General features: G+C 51.3%; 16 protein-coding genes. 11 read left to right on the top strand and 5 right to left on the bottom strand.

Features of this window, described 5'->3' with window-relative positions; all coding sequences use genetic code 11:
• The first annotated feature begins 38 nt into the window (after positions 1 to 38).
• Positions 39 to 1,178, top strand: a complete 1,140-nt coding sequence (locus ACP7BO_RS09255; protein ID WP_060692826.1) for a lactonase family protein — start codon at positions 39 to 41, stop codon at positions 1,176 to 1,178.
• A 61-nt stretch (positions 1,179 to 1,239) separates the two neighbouring features.
• Here the strand turns inward: ACP7BO_RS09255 and ACP7BO_RS09250 are convergent, their stop codons facing one another.
• Positions 1,240 to 3,030, bottom strand: a complete 1,791-nt coding sequence (locus ACP7BO_RS09250; protein WP_426209807.1) for a putative bifunctional diguanylate cyclase/phosphodiesterase — start codon at positions 3,028 to 3,030, stop codon at positions 1,240 to 1,242.
• Positions 3,031 to 3,416: 386 nt separating this feature from the next.
• On the bottom strand, positions 3,417 to 3,824 hold the full coding sequence (locus ACP7BO_RS09245; RefSeq protein WP_426209805.1) for a helix-turn-helix domain-containing protein: 408 nt from the start codon (positions 3,822 to 3,824) through the stop codon (positions 3,417 to 3,419).
• A gap of 80 nt (positions 3,825 to 3,904) precedes the next feature.
• Here ACP7BO_RS09245 and ACP7BO_RS09240 point away from each other — a divergent pair, with 80 nt between their 5' ends.
• Entirely contained in the window at positions 3,905 to 4,399 is a 495-nt protein-coding gene (locus ACP7BO_RS09240; RefSeq protein ID WP_426209803.1) for a DUF2938 domain-containing protein, read from the top strand.
• 19 nt (positions 4,400 to 4,418) lie between these two features.
• On the opposite strand, the gene ACP7BO_RS09235 is transcribed toward ACP7BO_RS09240, so the two are convergent.
• The 3 genes from ACP7BO_RS09235 to ACP7BO_RS09225 form a co-directional block, all read right to left on the bottom strand.
• On the bottom strand, positions 4,419 to 4,595 hold the full coding sequence (locus tag ACP7BO_RS09235; protein ID WP_426209801.1) for a hypothetical protein: 177 nt from the start codon (positions 4,593 to 4,595) through the stop codon (positions 4,419 to 4,421).
• A gap of 340 nt (positions 4,596 to 4,935) precedes the next feature.
• Positions 4,936 to 6,210 (bottom strand): Y-family DNA polymerase, encoded by a 1,275-nt coding sequence (locus tag ACP7BO_RS09230; protein WP_426209800.1) that lies wholly within the window; start codon positions 6,208 to 6,210, stop codon positions 4,936 to 4,938.
• On the bottom strand, positions 6,200 to 6,628 hold the full coding sequence (locus tag ACP7BO_RS09225; RefSeq protein WP_060692835.1) for a LexA family protein: 429 nt from the start codon (positions 6,626 to 6,628) through the stop codon (positions 6,200 to 6,202). Before ACP7BO_RS09225 ends, ACP7BO_RS09230 begins: the two co-directional genes overlap by 11 nt.
• Before the next feature lie 1,009 nt (positions 6,629 to 7,637).
• On the opposite strand from ACP7BO_RS09225, the gene ACP7BO_RS09220 reads away from it, so the two are divergent.
• From ACP7BO_RS09220 to ACP7BO_RS09180, 9 genes are all read left to right on the top strand, one after another.
• Positions 7,638 to 8,078 carry a low molecular weight protein-tyrosine-phosphatase gene (locus ACP7BO_RS09220; RefSeq protein ID WP_125863024.1) on the top strand — a complete coding sequence of 147 codons (441 nt, stop codon included), beginning with the start codon at positions 7,638 to 7,640 and terminating at the stop codon, positions 8,076 to 8,078.
• Between the two features lie 40 nt (positions 8,079 to 8,118).
• On the top strand, positions 8,119 to 10,347 hold the full coding sequence (locus tag ACP7BO_RS09215; RefSeq protein WP_426209797.1) for a polysaccharide biosynthesis tyrosine autokinase: 2,229 nt from the start codon (positions 8,119 to 8,121) through the stop codon (positions 10,345 to 10,347).
• Between the two features lie 415 nt (positions 10,348 to 10,762).
• Complete coding sequence (locus ACP7BO_RS09210) at positions 10,763 to 12,085, top strand: UDP-glucose dehydrogenase family protein (RefSeq protein ID WP_426209795.1); 1,323 nt, start codon at positions 10,763 to 10,765, stop codon at positions 12,083 to 12,085.
• Positions 12,086 to 12,212: 127 nt separating this feature from the next.
• On the top strand, positions 12,213 to 13,070 hold the full coding sequence (locus ACP7BO_RS09205; protein ID WP_426209793.1) for an ATP-grasp fold amidoligase family protein: 858 nt from the start codon (positions 12,213 to 12,215) through the stop codon (positions 13,068 to 13,070).
• A gap of 13 nt (positions 13,071 to 13,083) precedes the next feature.
• Positions 13,084 to 14,394 carry a lipopolysaccharide biosynthesis protein gene (locus ACP7BO_RS09200; RefSeq protein WP_426209791.1) on the top strand — a complete coding sequence of 437 codons (1,311 nt, stop codon included), beginning with the start codon at positions 13,084 to 13,086 and terminating at the stop codon, positions 14,392 to 14,394.
• A complete protein-coding gene (locus ACP7BO_RS09195) occupies positions 14,381 to 15,532 on the top strand; it encodes an O-antigen ligase family protein (RefSeq protein WP_426209789.1) in 1,152 nt (383 codons plus the stop codon). The genes ACP7BO_RS09200 and ACP7BO_RS09195 overlap by 14 nt, the downstream gene beginning before the upstream one ends.
• A complete protein-coding gene (locus ACP7BO_RS09190) occupies positions 15,525 to 16,619 on the top strand; it encodes a glycosyltransferase (protein WP_426209787.1) in 1,095 nt (364 codons plus the stop codon). The genes ACP7BO_RS09195 and ACP7BO_RS09190 overlap by 8 nt, the downstream gene beginning before the upstream one ends.
• Entirely contained in the window at positions 16,616 to 17,698 is a 1,083-nt protein-coding gene (locus ACP7BO_RS09185) for a glycosyltransferase family 4 protein (protein WP_426209785.1), read from the top strand. The genes ACP7BO_RS09190 and ACP7BO_RS09185 overlap by 4 nt, the downstream gene beginning before the upstream one ends.
• Positions 17,685 to 18,233: a putative colanic acid biosynthesis acetyltransferase gene (locus ACP7BO_RS09180; RefSeq protein ID WP_426209783.1), complete on the top strand. Its 549-nt coding sequence runs from the start codon at positions 17,685 to 17,687 to the stop codon at positions 18,231 to 18,233. Before ACP7BO_RS09185 ends, ACP7BO_RS09180 begins: the two co-directional genes overlap by 14 nt.
• Positions 18,234 to 18,261 lie beyond the last annotated feature (28 nt).

Raw genomic sequence — 18,261 nt, 5'->3', positions numbered from 1 at the left:
AGAGGTACGACAACATATAACAATAAGGAAACCTTGCGATGCTTCGAGCTATACCCCTGAAAACCCTGGCCGGCGCCGTTCTTATGAGCCTGACTCCGCTGAGCTGGGCCAGTAGCTATGTCTACGTATCCAATGCTATCGACGGCACCCTCAGCAGTTATACGTTGACTGCACAAGGCCAACTGCAACCCCTGGCCACCACCGAAGCCGGTCCGGGCGTCATGCCGCTGGCCCTGAGCCCCGATCACAGCAAGCTCTATGCCTCCATTCGCGGCAAACCTTATGCCTTGGCCACCTTCGCTATCGACCCTGAGAGCGGCGCCCTCAAGCACCTGAAAAACTCGACCGTGGCCGACAGCCTGGCCTATATCTCGACCGACAAGAACGGTCACTACCTGTTGGGTGCCTCGTACGGTGAGGACCTGGTCAGCGTTAATAAGATCGATAACGACGGCGTTGTCAGCGATGACGTGCAGCAAGTGATCAAGACCGGGCCCAACGCGCATTCGATTATTGTCGATGGCACTAACCGCTTCGTATACGCCGCCAATCTGGGTGCCGATCACCTGCTGGAATTCAAGTTCGACGCCGCCAGCGGCAAGCTCACGGCCCTGGGTCAGGTCAAGCTGCCTGAAGGCAGCGGTCCACGTCACCCGGTGATTTCGCCAGACAATCGTTTCCTCTATTTGCTTAACGAAATGGCGGGCAGTGTCACCACCTTTGCCATCGACCCGAAGACCGGACGCCTGACCGGGCTCGCGGACGTCGGCGCGATACCGGCGGACTCTGGCCTGGTACGCGGGGTCGCCCGGCCCATGATCAAGCCCGGCCAGCCGACACCACCGCCACTGGCGCCCAATCTGATCTGGGCCGCGGATATCAAGCTGACCCCGGACGGACGCTACCTGTATACCTCCGAGCGCACGGGCAGCACGGTCAGCGTGTTTGCCATCGACAGCAAGACGGGGCTGCCCGGCTTTGTGCAGAACATTAAAGTCGAGCAACAACCACGGGGTATTGCAGTCGATCCCTCGGGGCAATGGTTGCTGGTGAGCGGGGAGAAAAGCCCGCAGGTCGGGGTGTATGCCATTAACCCCAAAGATGGCACCCTCACCCGCCACGCCACTGCGCCTTCGGGCAAAGGCGCGAACTGGGTCCAGGTGGTGAGTTACCCCTGACCTTGGCTAATCGCTGGCGCAGGTGGCGCCAGCGATTAGCAGTTCAGGGTGCTGGTGGGGGTCAAATAAAACTGCGCGGCTGGCGCAACAGCGGCTCCAGTTCGTTTGCCGGCAAGGGTCGGCAAAACAGAAAGCCTTGCACCTGGTCGCAACCGTTGTCGGTCAAGAAAGCCAGCTGCTCGCGGGTTTCCACACCTTCGGCAATGACCTGCAGATCAAGGCTGTGCGCCAGTTCAATGATGGTCCGGGCGATGGCCGCGTCCTGAGGATTGTTGGTGACCTCGCGAATGAACGCGATGTCGATTTTCAGCTTGTCGATGGGGAAACGGCTCAAATACGCGAGGCTCGAATAGCCAGTACCAAAGTCATCAATCGAGATCTTTACCCCGGTATCCCTGAGCTTTAGCAGGCTGGCGATGGTATGCGGCGTGTTGACCATCAGCGAGCTTTCGGTCAGCTCGACCTCCAGCCATTTGGCTTCTACGTGATGGTCTTCAAGGGCGCGCCGGATGTCATGGACCAAATCGCCGTCGATGAGCTGTTGCGCCGACACATTCACAGCCACCTGCACCGGCCCCAGGCCCGAACTCTTCCACAGGGCAATCTGCCGGCAAACAGTGTCGAGGACCCACTGCCCTACCCGGGAAATAAGCCCCAGGCTCTCAAGAACGGGGACGAACACGCCCGGGGAAATTGCGGCGAGCCCGGGGCGCGGCCAACGCAATAAAGCCTCGACCCCGCAGATCTGGCCATCGGCGAGGCCAATCTTCGGTTGATAGAACACCTCGAATGCCTGCTTGCTCACCGCCTCGCCCAGCGCGGCTTCCAGCTCCTGGCGCGCCAGAACATCCACATTCATTTGCGCGGTGTAAAAACGGTAGGTATCGCGGCCGACCTGTTTGGCACGGTGCATCGCGGTATTGGCCTGCTTGATCAGGCGGTGCGCATCCGAGCCATCATCGGGGTACAGGGCAATCCCGATACTGGCCGTCATCGGCACCTCCTGGTCGAGAATGCTGAAAGGCTCGTGCAGCACTTCACGTATCCGGTCAACCATCTGCTGAGCATTGGACTGACCTTCGCGCAACATCAGGATCAACCCGAACTCTTCACCCCCCATGCGGCCCAGGGTGTCACTGACGTTCAGGCAGCTGCCCAGACGCTGGCCGAGTTCGGTCAACATCCGGTGCCCCTGCTCCTGGCCCCAGGTGTCATTGACACGCTTGAAGTCGTTGAGATCGACAATAAACACCGCCAGTTGCCAGCCCCTGACCTCTGCCTGGGTCAGGCCCATGTGCAATGTGGTGTAAAAAAGCTGGCGATTGGGCAGGCCGGTCAAGCTGTCGTAGTGGGTCATATGCAGCAGGTGCTTATCGGAGTCGCTCTGCGTGCGCGCCTGCTCCAGGTCGGTGCTGCACTTCTCCAGCCGCTCTTCGAGCATCAGGCTGTGGTCGGCCTGATAGTCGCCAAATGCCGTGAGCCGCAACAAATTGCGCACCCGCAACCACAGTTCAGTACTGACTATCGGCTTACCGAGAAAGTCCTCGACCCCGGCTTCCAGGCCCGCGATGCGGGCTTTTTGATCACTTTGCGCAGAAAGCATGATGATCGGAATATTGGCGGTGGCAGAATTGCCTTTGAAGTGGCGGGCGACTTCGTAGCCATCCATGTCCGGCATCTGGATATCGAGCAGGATCAGATCCGGCGCGTGCTGCATCACCATGGCCAGCGCCTCTTTACCGGACCCGGCCGTCAGGGTTTGATACCCCTGACCTCGCAACAGAACTTCAAGCAGCTTTCGAACATGTACATCGTTGTCAACGATCAGCAACGTGGCGGGCATGGCGGACATGTATAGCCCTCAAGAAATGCAGTTGTTTAGGCAAACCGGGGCCACCTGATGGCGGAGCGTGTCCGGTGGCGACATTAAAGTCTGAATCACGCCTTTTCTTCGGGCGCCGCACTGCAAAAACAGACGCTGCTGAAGACGGCGCCCTGAAGCCTGCCGGTCTTGAGCAGGTTTTTTGTCAACGCAATTCAATAGTCTTTTCGAGGCGGGGCCGCAGCGGTGCGGGGCTAACGTCTGCAGGCTGCCTGCCCATTGGTTCGAACTCCGTCAACAACCTGCGAATCTGCGTGCTAGAAATGGAGTAAAGCACCGTTATCGGCATTGCACCACGGGCGTTTCGTCAAAGCAGCGCAGCCGCTCTAACACAGCCACGGGCAGGTGCTACACCATCAGCTTAGGGGCCCGCTGCCCCGTGCCGCCGCCTTGAGCAGCAACTGAAAACTCGGACATTCCACGTGCCGCTCCGCAGGACACACCGCAGCACGTCGCAGCTCATCACGGGCAGCACTGAGCCGCGCAATTACCTGCTCCAGCTCATCAGCCTTGTCCAGTAATTGCACGCGATCAAGCGCAGGCCTGCCATCCGCGCCGACCATAAGCGCAATGTCTTCCAATGAAAAAGTCAGCCCCTGGGCCAGGGCAATCAGTGACAGTTTATCCAGCACATCAGGGGCAAACACCCGGCTTTGGCCGCGCCGCCCTATAGAGCGGATAAGCCCTTTTTCTTCGTAGTAGCGCAACGTCGATGCCGGAACACCCGAACGCCTTGCCACTTCACCAATGACCAGCTCTTTCATGCTTGACCTCAAGTCGACTTGAACTTGCACACTTGTTGATTCAAGCAATCACAAGCCACGTCCAGCAAGGGGTATTTGAAATGACCATGGTCGAAATCTTTATTAACGCAACTGGAGTGGGCATAGGCGCGACCCTGTTCATGGACCTTGTGGCCGTGATCAAGAAGCAGGTATTTAACGTGCCATCGCTGGACTACAGACTCGTAGGCCGCTGGCTGGGACATATGCTGCAGGGGCAATACAGACACGCGGCGATTGCCGGCGCAGCCCCTGTTCCCTGTGAACGCCTGCTCGGCTGGGCCTTGCATTACCTGACGGGCATTATTTTCGCCGGGTTACTCGTGGCCTTTGCGGGCAGCGCCTGGCTCGAACATCCGACCCTGCTGCCCGCACTGATCACAGGCATCCTCAGCGTGGCTGCACCCTGGCTGATCATGCAACCCGCATGGGGCATGGGCCTGGCAGCGGCCAACACCGCCAGACCGTGGGTGGCACGACAAAGAAACCTGGTCACCCACCTGACCTTTGGCCTTGGGCTGTATATAACCTGCCTGGCCTTCGTCAACTACCTCTAGGTGCTACCGAAGACAGCAACTAGCGCGGACCGCCGGGACCGCCACCGCCATATTGGCCACCACCACCACCACCACCACCACCACCACCATGCCCCCCGCCATGGCCACCGCCTGGCGGCGTAAACATCCAGCAGCCCGACAAGGACGACACCACAACCGCTACAAGGACGGCTTTAACTACAGACTTCAACTTCATTACTGCACTCTCACATCAACAGAAAACAACGCCGCCTTATACCAAGGCCGGCATCGCCCGCATCCAACATTTACCTAACTTCACATACCTTGCAGCCACAGAGACCCAGGAACCGCACCAACCTTAGTGGGAGTCGTGCTTGCCCGCGATGGCAGCACCGCGATCCGGCAGGCATACCGGGTGCCTGCATCACTGGCAATCGAGCGTCGAGTGGGGCTCCCACAGATACCGGGAACCCGCACCAACCTTTGTGGGAGCCGGGCTTGCCCGTGATGGCAGCACCGCGATCCGGCAGGCATACAGGGAGGAAGGCACACCTGCCCACTCACTCGTGCTGCTCTTATGACACCCGCCAAAGCTGATCCAGCCGAGAGGTATAACCCTGACTCATCAGCTCCCGACGCATGCCCCATGCAGGATTCACCGGCACGCTGGCAGCCCGTAGCGTGCCCCGCCCCCAGCGCTGGTTAATCTCATCCAGCACCGACATCACCTTCGTCGCCTGCACCGGCTGATTAATTGCAAACAAATCATCGGAAAACTCCCCCGGTTGACGCAGGTCCAGCAACATCACTTCAGCCTTGCTGTACCTGAAACCCGGCTGAAACACGCTGTCCACCGCATCAACCGCTGCCTTTGTGAGCAGCCGTACATCATCGGTCGGGTATGGCAGCGTCACCACCACCCCCCTGGCGTATTTGGCTTCGTCAGGGTTGAACATGCCCGTGCGAATACTTACCCGCACCTTAGTGCAATAAGAGTTCTGCGCGCGGAGCTTTTCCGAGGCCCGCATCATATAAGTCGCCACCGCCTCTTTAATTGGCGCCACCGTCGTCAGACGCTGGCCAAACATGCGGCTGCAACATATTTCCTGCTTCGGCGGATCAGGCTCATCCAGTTCCAGACACGGAGTACCAGCAAGCTCCCGGGCAGTTTTCTCGATCACCACGCTGAACTTCTTGCGCAGCATCCACGGCTCTGCGCTGGCCAGGTCCATGGCCGTGCGAATGCCCATGCCCTCCAGGTGAGCCGTCATGCGCCGCCCTACCCCCCACACGTTGCTCACCGCCGTATTGCGCAACACCCAGTGCCGCTGGTGTTCGGTGCACAGGTTGACCACCCCTCCGGTTTGCGCCTGCAGCCGCTTGGCCGTGTGATTGGCCAGCTTGGCCAGGGTTTTGGTATGTGCAATCCCGACCCCTACCGGAATCCCGGTGCACTGCAGGATCCGGCTGCGCAACTGGCAGCCCAGGGCGTTGACATCGGCAATGCCGGTCAGGTCCGCAAAACACTCATCGATGCTATAGACCTCCACCGCCGGCACCTGCGACTCGATCAGGCTCATCACCCGCTCGCTCATATCGCCGTACAACGCATAGTTGGACGAAAACGCCACAATGCCCAACTGCTCCAGGCGGTGCCTGATCTGAAAGTACGGCTCGCCCATCTTGATATGGGGTTTGGCGTCATAACTGCGGGCGATGACACAGCCATCGTTATTGCTCAGCACCACAATGGGTACTTTCGCCAGATCCGGGCGAAACACTCGCTCACAACTGGCATAAAAGCTGTTGCAATCGATCAGGGCGAAAACCGGATCAACCTTAATGCTCATGGCTGCGCACGGTATAAGTGATCACACCCCAAATCGAAAGGTCATCACCTTCCATAACATGGCGGTCCGGGTATCTGGGGTTCTCCGAACCCAGGATGACCTTCTTGCCCCGCAGGCACAGGCGCTTACAGAGCGGATCATTATTGAGCAGCGCCACCACCACATGCCCGTGGGCAGGCTCGATCGAGCGGTCGACCACTGCCACATCCCCGGGGAAAATCCCGACACCCTGCATGCTGTCGCCATCGATCGTTACCAGATACACATGCGCAGCCCGCACGTTCAGCATCTCGTCCATCGAGATTTTCTTCTCCATATGATCGGTCGCCGGTGACGGAAAACCGGCAGGAATTCTGAACGAGTACATCGGCAGGCGAATGCCACCTTCAGCAAGAGGACCCAAAACAGTGAAGCCCATGACACGCGCCCTTATTAAGCTGTATGAATATACAGTTAACTGCGTAGAGCGAATCCGGTCAATTGCTCAGGCCGACATTTCGACGGATGGGCCATAGCCGCTCAGCGGGCATGACAGCGCTGAAGAACACCCCCACAACCCAGAGCGCTGACAAGGCGGCTCGAACACCCAAATGACACACAACAACCGAATAACGCCCCCATATCACCTATCGATACTAAGTACGAACGCCCAAACTTAATGCATTGAATAAGTACAGTGAGTTATTAACGTGCGCTCGAGGGCATATCCATATGACCGAACAGTTACCCGTCAATTACCGCTTATCGCTGCAGATATTCTTCAAGAGCGGAACAGTGGTGCCAAATTGATATCACCCCTAACTTAGGCCATTCAAATGAGCGTTTAACTTCTAACTGCCATGCCTCGCACAAGTTGATGACTGGCAGCACAGCAGACTGCCGAACGGCGTCAGCCCAAAGCCGTCAACCCGTCTACCCCGCCCTGCACGCCCCTGTCACCACAGAAACGAAGGTTTCAAAAAATTAGCCGCTGTGTTAGGCCCCCAGGCAGTCAGAAACCCACCGAACACACTGAAAACCAAGGGGAAATACAACACAGCGCAATACCATTGGGCTGCCTGCATGACATTTCCCAGCTCGAAAATGTTATTTTTAGTCAGGAATAAACAGATGAAATGTTATTTATTGTCCGTCAATAAAGATTGAAAACGCCTATATATAGCGTCTGCTGGCCCGCGCGGTATATAAAGGTTGATATTGCCAACCCTTCGCAGTTAATATTTTCGCATCTACAAGTTCATACCGCCCTTTTATCAGCATTAAAAGAGGGGCAACTGTTGCCTCCCACAGGCCATTGACCCATCAAACATGATGTGCGCATAGCCCTTATTGGCGGACACAGCCCATTTCCGAGAATGGAAATAGCGGACGTGACGATAGTTAAGTGCTCTCGCCGGCTGAGCATGTTTGGCACAAAGGAAGCTGCCTTGTTTAAACGAATCATGATCGTCTGCGTCGGCAATATTTGTCGCAGCCCCACCGCAGAACATCTCCTGCGGGTCGCCCTTGCACCCTCCGACATCGTCGTGAGCTCCGCAGGTCTTGGCGCACTCAAAAACAAACCCATCGAAGCAACCGCGCGCTCAATTCTTGAGGAACACGGACACGTCCTGAGCGACCACAGCGGCCGCCAATTGAACTCTGCGCTGATCAACGAGTCTGACCTCATCCTCGTGATGGAGAAAAACCACATTGACGGCGTGCTGAGCATTGCCCCCGAAGCACGAGGCAAAGTATTCCTGCTGGGCAAATGGCAAGACAACCGCGAAATCCCCGACCCATACCGTCAAGGCAAGCCTGCCTTTGTGCACGCGTATGCGCTGATCGATGCCGCCGTAAATGCATGGGCCCAGCGGATTAAACGCTGAGCTATTTTTCGAATTATCTGTGAAGAAAAAGAATCGACTTATGCAGCAAGCACCCGTGACAAAGTCCCACGACCAAGAAGACGATAATGACGACATTGACCTGATGGGTCTGCTGGGCACCCTGCTCGATCATAAATGGTTGATCGCAGGTGTGACCGGGGCGTTTATGGTTGCGGGGGTTGCCTACGCCCTGCTGGCTACGCCGGTGTACCAGGCGAATGCGCTGATCCAGGTTGAAGCCAAGAAGAATGATCCACTGGGGTTTTCTGATATCAGCAGCATGCTGGGTAAGGAATCACCGTCGGCTACAGAAATTGAGCTGATCAAATCACGTAAAAATATCGGCGCCGCGGTCGATAACCTTCAATTGGATATAGTTGTTGAGCCAAACCGTTTTCCACTGATCGGTGCGTTTATGGCGCGCCGCTTCAAACCTGATGCGCAAACCCCTGTCGCCAGCCCACTATTAGGCATGAACAGTTATGCCTGGGGTGGTGAGGAACTGAAGATCTCCGAGCTGGTGTTACCTGCAGAACTGTTGGGCAAGCAACTGACCTTGGTCAGCGGTGAGCCAGGCACCTTCACCCTGCTAGATGACGACGACAATCTACTGGTCAAAGGCCAGGTTGGTAAAGCTATCGACGAAAATGGCTTCAAACTGCTAGTAGAAAAATTGCAGGCTAATCCAGGAACGACTTTTAACGTCGTTCGCCAACCCCGCCTTTCAACCATCTTGGGTTATCAGACATCACTGGATATCTCGGAGCGCGGCAAAGAGTCGGGCATGATCGGCATGGCGCTGGAAGATACTGATCCTGCAGCAGCCATCAAGACTTTGAATGAAATCGCACGTCTGTATGTGCAGCAAAATATTGAACGTACATCAGCTGAAGCAGCACAAAGCCTGGGCTTTTTGAAAGATCAACTGCCGCAGGTGCGTAAAGATCTGGAAAAAGCTGAAAACGCACTGAATGCATTTCAGATCCGCAGCAAGTCGATTGATATCAGCTTGGAAGCCAAGGCCATTCTCGACCAAATCGTTGCCCTGGACACCAGCATCTCAGCCCTCAAACTGCAACAAGCCGAGATGGACCGCAAGTTCACTCCGCAGCATCCCGCCTACCGCGCACTGATGGGCCAGTTGGCCGAGTTGACCGCCAAACAAAACCGCCTGGCCAAACAAGTTGAAGGCCTGCCCAGCACCCAGCAAGAATTGCTGAGCCTGACCCGCGATTTGAAAGTCAGCACCGAGATCTACACCCAACTGCTGAACAAGTCCCAGGAACTGGACGTAATGCGCGCAGGTGCAGTGGGCAACGTACGCCTGATCGATACTGCCGATGTAGACCTGCGCTTCCCAGTCAAACCAAAAAAAGCCCTGATCGTACTAATCGCCACGTTACTCGGCGCATTCCTTGCCATTGGTTATGTACTGTTTCGCAAAGCACTGAATCGCGGCGTGCAAAACCCGGACGATATCGAAAAACTCGGCCTACCGGTCTACGCCTCGATTCCATTTAGCTCGCTGCAAAAAGTGGAAGATGAAAAGAGCCCTGGTGGTCGTGGTACTCGTGCTACCCCGCTGCTGGCAAGTAGCCACCCAACAGATCTGGCAATTGAAGGCTTGCGCAGCCTGCGTACCAGCCTGCACTTCGCAATGCTGGAGGCGGACAATAACCGACTGATGATTTCCGGCCCAAGTCCAAAAGTCGGTAAGTCGTTTGTTTCTGCCAACCTGGCCGCAGTGATTGCTCAATCCGGGCAGCGTGTACTACTGGTAGACGTGGATATGCGCAAAGGCTATATCCATAAAATGTTTGGCATTCCGGTTGAAAACGGTTTGTCCGATATATTGGCAAAGCGTTGCGATCTGAACACCGCCATTCATAAAACGGAAGTCGAAAACCTTGATGTGATCGGTCGTGGTCAAATTCCACCAAACCCATCAGAGTTGCTGATGCACAAGAACTTTACCGAGTTCCTTGAGCAAGTAAGTGCCAAATACGACCAGGTTATTCTCGATACACCGCCATTCCTGGCAGTAACTGATGCAGCCATTGTAGGCCGTCAGTCTGGCACCAATTTGATTGTGACCCGCTTTGAACTTAACCCGGCCCGTGAAGTTGAATTGACTATGCGCCGCTTTGCCCAAAATGGGATTGACCTTAAAGGTGCCATCTTCAACGGTGTTGAAAAGCGAGCATCGGCCAAATACGGCTATGGTGCATACGGCTATTACAACTACGAATACAAGTCTGACAGCGTTTAACACAAGCATTTTCATACAACTCAGAGCGCCCGGTTACTTTAGGGCGCTCTTTTAATGCCGCAAGCTCTAAGTAACAACCCATACCGACGAAACATACCGCCTTCAGGGACTGGCGAATAATCCTGTGGCGGTAGCGTGTCTGATTCATAACACAGCCGAGTGAAGCCTGGTTAAATCAGTATCCACTTCACACTGAGCATAGGTATATACATCTCAAATACTACGCACTCTTTTAAGTCCTTAGAAAGCGACCTAGATTATGAGTGTTCTTGCACTAGCTTATTTTAAAATTTATTAAGCCGAGAAAGAACGCTTGCTCGTCATGATGTGTAGATACCTATGCTTACTTAAACTGTAAGCACAGAATCAAACCTCTTATCTCTTTCTACCCGTTATACGCTCAAAGGGAATCGACATGAAAGTTACAGTTTTTGGCATAGGTTACGTTGGCCTGGTGCAAGGCGCCGTCCTCGCCGAGGTCGGCCACGACGTAGTCTGTATTGATATTGATGCTAACAAGGTCGAACGCCTGAAGCAGGGCCATATCCCTATCTACGAACCTGGTTTGGAAGCACTGGTAAAAGAAAATCATGCCGCTGGCCGCCTGAATTTCACCACCGACGCAGCTGCAGGCGTAAAACATGGCGAAGTGCAATTTATCGCTGTGGGCACACCACCTGACGAAGACGGTTCAGCTGATCTTAAATATGTACTGGCCGTTGCCGAAACCATTGCCCAGCATATGGAAGGCCATCAAATTATCATCGATAAATCCACTGTCCCTGTGGGTACCGCCGACAAGGTAAGCGCCAAAATTGCGCAAGTTCTGGCGGCACGTCAGCGCGAAGACCTGGGCTTTGATGTGGTATCCAACCCTGAGTTTCTCAAGGAAGGTTCCGCTGTGGCTGACTGCATGCGCCCGGACCGTATCGTCATTGGTACCAATAGCAAAACCGCAGAAGATGTAATGCGTGAGCTATACGCCCCTTTCAACCGTAATCACGAGAAAATCATCGTGATGGACGTGCGCAGCGCCGAGTTGACCAAATATGCAGCTAACTGCATGCTGGCTACAAAAATCAGCTTTATGAACGAAATGGCTAACCTGGCAGAAATGCTCGGCGCCGATATTGAAATGGTTCGCCAGGGCATTGGCTCCGATCCACGTATCGGCTACCAGTTTCTGTATGCCGGTGTCGGCTACGGCGGATCATGCTTCCCGAAAGATGTGCAGGCACTTATCCGCACTGCAGACAGCATCGATTTTGATGCCAAAGTTCTCAAAGCTGTGGAAAGTCGGAATGATGAACAGAAATCCGTACTGTTTAAAAAGATCTTAACGCATTTTAATGGCGACTTGAGTGGCAAAACATTTGCAATTTGGGGGCTTAGTTTTAAACCCAATACCGATGACATGCGTGAGGCTCCAAGCCGAGTGCTAATGGAAGCCCTATGGAATGCTGGTGCCGAAGTCCAAGCCTTTGATCCTGAGGCCATGGAAGAAGCGCAGCGCATTTATGGAGACCGAGATGAACTCAATTTGTGCGGCACCAAAGAAGCTGCCCTCAAAGGAGCAGATGCGCTGGTGATCGTTACCGAGTGGCAAGCGTTTAAAGCACCAGACTTCGAACTTATCAAGAAGCAACTTAAACACGCTCTGATATTTGACGGCCGCAATCTGTTTGAGCCTAAACGCATTACATCAAAAGGGTTTGTATATAAAGGAATTGGTCGATAAAGGAATTTTCTCTTTAGCCCCTTTAGCCCCTTTAGCCCAGCAAGAAGCTTTGTTTGCAATATTACAAGGTCTTCTAACACTCCGTAAGGCGCCTGCCGCGCCGAGCAATGGTTTGAATGGAACCCAAATGAAAAACTTATTACCCGACTGGCTCTACTTTCAGTTGGTTTACGTCAAAAACTACAAACGATTTGGAAACTTTTCTCAGCCCACTAGCTTTTCGGAAAAACTTTTCGCCCGGATCCAGAACCCGTTGCCTGCCTTCAGCATGTTGGCAGATAAAGTAGAAGTGAGGGAGTACGTGAGAAATACCGTCGGAGAACAGTACTTGATACCCTGCTATGGTGTTTACGAACGGATAACTCCTGAAGACTTTCAGAAGCTACCTGAGAGTTTTGTTTTGAAAGCCAATCATGGCGCAGGTCAAGTACTTGTGGTGACGGACAAATCTACATTGTCACCGGAGTCAGTTTGCGATCAAGCTAATATGTGGCTGGAAGAAAATTATGGTGACGACTCCCGAGAGAGGCACTATAAAAATATCCCTCGAAGGCTACTGGCAGAAAAAGCATTGTTACAAAAAGGAGGTTCTCCTGACGACTATAAAGTTCATGTATTTAACCCACAGGATGGCCGCGCACCCTACTGTTTCATACAGTTAATAAAAGGTCGCAGCGCAACATTGAGCCAAGCAATATACCTTAGCGATTGGACAAAAGCCCCATTTTGTCGTGCAGGATATAGCACAGCACAGCAGAAAGACGACTCTCCACGTCCAGCTTGCCTTAATGAGATGCTAGAAGTTGCTATTAAGTTGACTGGTAGCCTTGGATATTCACGAGTGGACTTCTACGTTCACGAGGGTAGTTTATATTTTGGAGAGATTACTCTGACGCCAGCAGGGGGCCGCGTACGATTCGAGCCAAATGGCTTGGATTCTCAGCTAGGAAGCCTTTTTCCGTGGCCGGATAGAATGCCTGTCTGAACGGAGAAATTTCATGAGCTCATTGCGTAATAAAATTTTTCGTAATCTGTCTGGGTACGGCTATTCACAGGGGGCGACCATAGTTGCACAGATTGTAGTAGTACCTTTTTTTCTGGCGGCTTGGGGGGTCAGACTATATGGTGAATGGTTGGTACTCACCAGCATTCCCATGTTTCTGGCGCTCATGGAGCTAGGCGTCGCCCAAGCCTCAGCTACACGCGCTTCGTTGGCTTCAGGCTCCAAAGATATAACAGCTATCAGACGCATACTCGATACTGCTATGGCATTCAGCGTTGTCACTTCAATTACAGTCGCTACTCTGGGAACTATATTAGCAACCAGTATACCTTGGACTAAATGGCTGAACTTGTCGGACATCGACCCCAGTGCAGCTAGCGTTATATTTATTTACATGTCATTTTATCTTGCGGGAAATTTTTTGGCGGGCCCCGTTAGCGCCTGGATGAAAGCAATGGATCGTACCGCTCTAGCAGCCGTATGGATGGCTAACAGAAGGGTCGCGGAAATAATCGTTACAGCTGTAACTCTATACCTAGGAGCTAGCCCAACTACGTTAGCTATATGCCTGATGTTGACGTCATTTGTAACGCTAATTACTTGCTATGCGATTGCACTGCGTCACTCCACGAGTGGCGCAATGACGATGCGGTACGCTAGCCGGAAGGAGTTTCGTATTGTTTTCTGGCCAGCAGTGTCGTTTATGGCAATGCCTCTAGCTCAAGTAATTACACTGCAAGGAAGTGTGCAGTTGCTAAATGCACTTTCTGGTGGGATTGCAGTAGCATCTTTTTCAATGGCAAGAACAATGGTTCGTTTGCTCATGCAAGTAGGTGTCGTATTCAACAGTGCAATGCGCCCTGAAATATCTAGACTGATGGGACAAGGAAAAGTACTAGCTGCACGGAGTGTTGTTAAAAAAGGCACTATCGTAGCCAGTTTACTAGTCCTGACCGGACTTTTAGGGGTAGGATTAGTAGGCCCAAAGGCATTAGAAATTTGGTCTCACGGAAATGTAATTTTACCTGCTTCATTCCTTATTTTGCTCGCACTACATGCAGTTGTTAACGTTATTTGGTATGTACCATCAACACTTATTTTCGCAAAAAATGGCCACAGCAGCATCTCCTGGTACTACATGACACTTTCAATTATAGCACTAACTTTATGGTGGCTTAACTCGTCTTTAACGACGCCGATGATCGGAGCCGCAATAATGATGCTAATACCTGAAACACTAATGCTTTGCTTGCTACTCAAAATTTATACAAAGTCCCTTAAAGGAACTAAAAATGAAAGTATTTAGGCGTGCTCTGGCAGCAACGGCGGGACGCCTAGAGCAAAACACCAAAGCAAGCTTGCTTGGTTTACTAGATGCATCTGTATGCCTTTCTTACCTTTTGGCCATACCAGTACCAATTTGGTATGCTGCGATTCTATTTGGAAAAGCTCTATTAATCGTTCGCTACGGCGCAAGCAAGTCAGGCTTTTTACAAATAGCACCTTTCATCACGCTGATCTCAATTTCATTAATATATACAGAGTACTTAGAGGGTGGATATTTTGATGAAGCATTTAATGTTGCAGGGTTTATTTTATCCTTAGCAATTAGCGCATCATTGCTAAGGCGCACTGATATTCAGCCATACTTATATTTTATGGCACTTCTAGGCACTACAACTGCAGCGCTCTACTTAATTCTGGCACTTTTCAACTTAATTCCTGACCACTATGGTCGACTAATGTTTTTCAATGGCAGTCACCCGAACTTAGGCGGAGAATCATTTGCAATGTTTCTAATTGCAACCATCGTCTCTTTTCGAGGATTGTTATTTTGGTTAGCGTGGGCACTTCTTACGGCCGGCATATTTATGATGCAAGCTCGCGCGGCTCTGCTGGTAGCAATAGCGGTGCTGGGGCTTTATTTGTGGCGAAAGTTCAAAAGTGCCGGACGTTACAAACCCATGCTAGCGATGCTGATTTTTGCTGGCTCTGCAGCCTTAATTTTGAGTAGTAGCGACATCATATTGACAAGCACAGAGAATATATTTCTGATGTCCGATGAGAGCAGAGGTGTTGGCACCGGATTTGTTGGACGAGAAGATCGCTGGAATCAGGCTCTTAATCTATTCTATGAAAACCCTTTTCTCGGGGGAGGGTTCGCTGCATTTGACAAAACAGGAATGTTAACCCCACACAACTACTTTCTTGCAGGGATATCCAACATGGGTATGATTGCAATATTCATGTTTATATATTTAGGCTACTGCATATGGAGAGTCAAAAGCACTGACAATCATATCCTTATAGCATTCGCCCCACTATTAATATTAATGATCTTTAATGATCGCTTCATAAACATGAACCCTTACCCATTCACAGCCTATGTAGTGATTTTCGCACTGTCTGCACGAACAAGAAAAAGGGTTTCCCACCATGACTAAGTTATTCTATATTCAACCCATATTAACAAGCTACCGCAAAGATCTTGTTTCAAAGCTTTCCGGCAAGTACGAACTAACCATGCTTTTTGGAACGCCAACCAACAACAGCGGATTCCACTCTCCAGAGCAACAACACTTAAAAACAATCAACTGCCCACAGAAATCCATCATGAGAGGTCGACTTTTAATCCAATCCGGAATACTAGATGCAATACGCACGTACAAGCCAGACATAGTTTTAACCTGCGCAAATATGCGAGATATAACTTATTGGCGACTACTATTTCTTTGTCGCAAGATGAAAATCAAAGTCTTTTCACATGGACAAGGTCTTTACTCTAAAAAACACACCCCTCCTCTTCTTGCTTTCCTGTACCGCTCAGCAGTGCGTTTATCATATAAATATATTTGTTACACGGCAATCTCTAGGGACTCTTTAATCTCGGCTAATTGCGCCCCTGAAAAACTGGAAGTAGCAGATAACACAATAAAATTCTCAGTAGATGCTGGCGACACTCCCAAACGGGGTGACGAGCAGGGTGTGCTATTTATTGGACGCCTGCGCGAACAATGCGGCCTAGAAGATCTGATAAAAGCTGTTGCCATCCTTCGGAAGTCCCACGCTACAATAATATTGCATGTGGTAGGCTCTGGCGAGCTTGAGCCTACATACCGCGCGCAGTACAAACAACCTTGGATTGTGTTTCACGGGGCTATTTATGATGACGAAAAAACCCTAGAATTAAGTCGCGACTGTCGGGTAGGTTGTTATCCAGGGAACGCAGGGTTGAGTGTAGTCCATTATTTTTCCCTTCGGCTGCCACCAATCTTACATGACGACATACACTCGCATATGGGACCTGAGCCATCGTATGTACGAAACGGATCCAACGGAATCACTTTCCAGAAAAAACGCGGACACAAAGCCATGAGCGAAGCACTGTTGGGGGTCTGGAAACTACCAACTGAAGAGTATCTCAAAATTAGTGATGCTGCATTCAGCGAGTATGAGCGTTTGAATGCACCATCAATGGAAACCAAAATGCTCCATATTTTGAGTCAATTTCAGGAAGAGGACGCATTATGATTTTTTTGGGAGACATACCTCCCCCTCTTCATGGCATGTCAGCCATTAACAAAAAGATGCTAGAACTTTTACGAAAGCAAGGTTCTGTTACTTTTATTAACTCTTCACCTTCTTTACTGGCACGCTATTATCACAGCCAATTCTGGTTTTTAATCAAAGTTATATTTTTTTTCCCAGTTACGGCTCGGTTATTCTATGCACTTACAGTCAAGCGTGAACGAGTACTATATAGATCCCTAAATGGCGGCCACGGTCAAGTTTTTGATCTTTGCTGGGTAACCTTAGCAAGGCTTCTTGGAGCAAAAATATTCCTGCATCACCATGCAGCTCTTTACCTGACATGTCCATCAAGATTATTCGCCAAGATATGCAAGACAGCAGGCTCCAGCACTCGCCACATTGTTCTAGGCGAAGCAATGCGCCTAGCTTTAAAAGAAAACTATAAAATTTCGGACGACAAAATATCGGTACTTTCAAATGCCGCTTTCTTCTCAAACAACAACATAAAAATCCCAAAAGCCATTAACTCCGCATTGAGAATCGGTTACTTGGCCAATATTTCTTTTTCAAAAGGAATTGATGTTTTTTTAGAAACCCTTGCTCAACTGAAACAAATCGGGGTTCCTTTTCAAGCTGTAATAGCTGGCCCTTGCCATGACCCTGAATTAAAATCCCTGCTAGACGACGCCCGCATTAAATTTCCGGAATTACGGTATCTGGGTGGAATATACGGAAATGATAAAATCCGTTTCTTTGCTGATTTGGATTGCTTTATCTATCCATCACGCAACGAAGCAGAGCCTCTAGTCATCTACGAGGCAGCCGTTGAAGGTGTATATATTTTGAGTAGCGAAGCCGGTTGCATGAAAGCATCAACTCAACGACTTCAGGGCTGGTCGACACCACTAAAATCTGGCGAACTCTGGGCAAAAGCCGCAGCTAGCCATATTTCAAGCTCTACACTTGCCACAAGTGATACTTCACGCCAAAGCAGAAAAAAAATTTTCCAAACTTTTATCTCAGAAGCACACGCAGACTTGGATAGTTTGATTAAAGAGATAACTTATGCAAAAGCTTGATCGCTTTCAACTTCCACCCGGCTTCCGGGGACGCTCAGGTATACAGTGTCAGCTTTGGTGGCTGGTACAATCCTGTTTATTCGGACTTTCCCCGCAGTTTATGTATGGCTGGAGAAATTTTCTACTGCGTACCTTCGGTGCTAAAATTGGCAAAGGTGTCATCATACGCCCAAGCGTACGCATCACTTACCCATGGAAATTGAGCATTGGCGATTATGCTTGGGTAGGTGACCATGTAGAGTTGTATACACTTGCTGAAATCAGTATCGCTTCTCATGCTGTGGTGTCCCAGCGCTCTTATCTTTGTACTGGAAGCCATGACCCCGCGAGCAGAACCTTTAGAATTTACGCAGAACCTATCATTATTGAAGAAGGTGCGTGGATAGCCACCGATGTATTTATAGCACCTGGGGTCACTGTAGGGCGCAATGCACTTATTGGTGCCCGCAGTTCGCTATTTACAAATGCAAAAGCTGATTATGTGTACGTTGGCTGCCCTGCAAAAGCTATAAAAACGCGTAAGTTTGAAGACTAAAAATTAGCTATTCAGACGCACGCAGAAG

It is taken from the genome of Pseudomonas sp. TWR2-1-1 (assembly GCF_049897045.1).
Lineage (GTDB): Bacteria > Pseudomonadota > Gammaproteobacteria > Pseudomonadales > Pseudomonadaceae > Aquipseudomonas > Aquipseudomonas versuta.
Note: the sequence above shows the minus strand (reverse complement) of the source record. Positions and strands in the feature narration are given on the sequence as shown.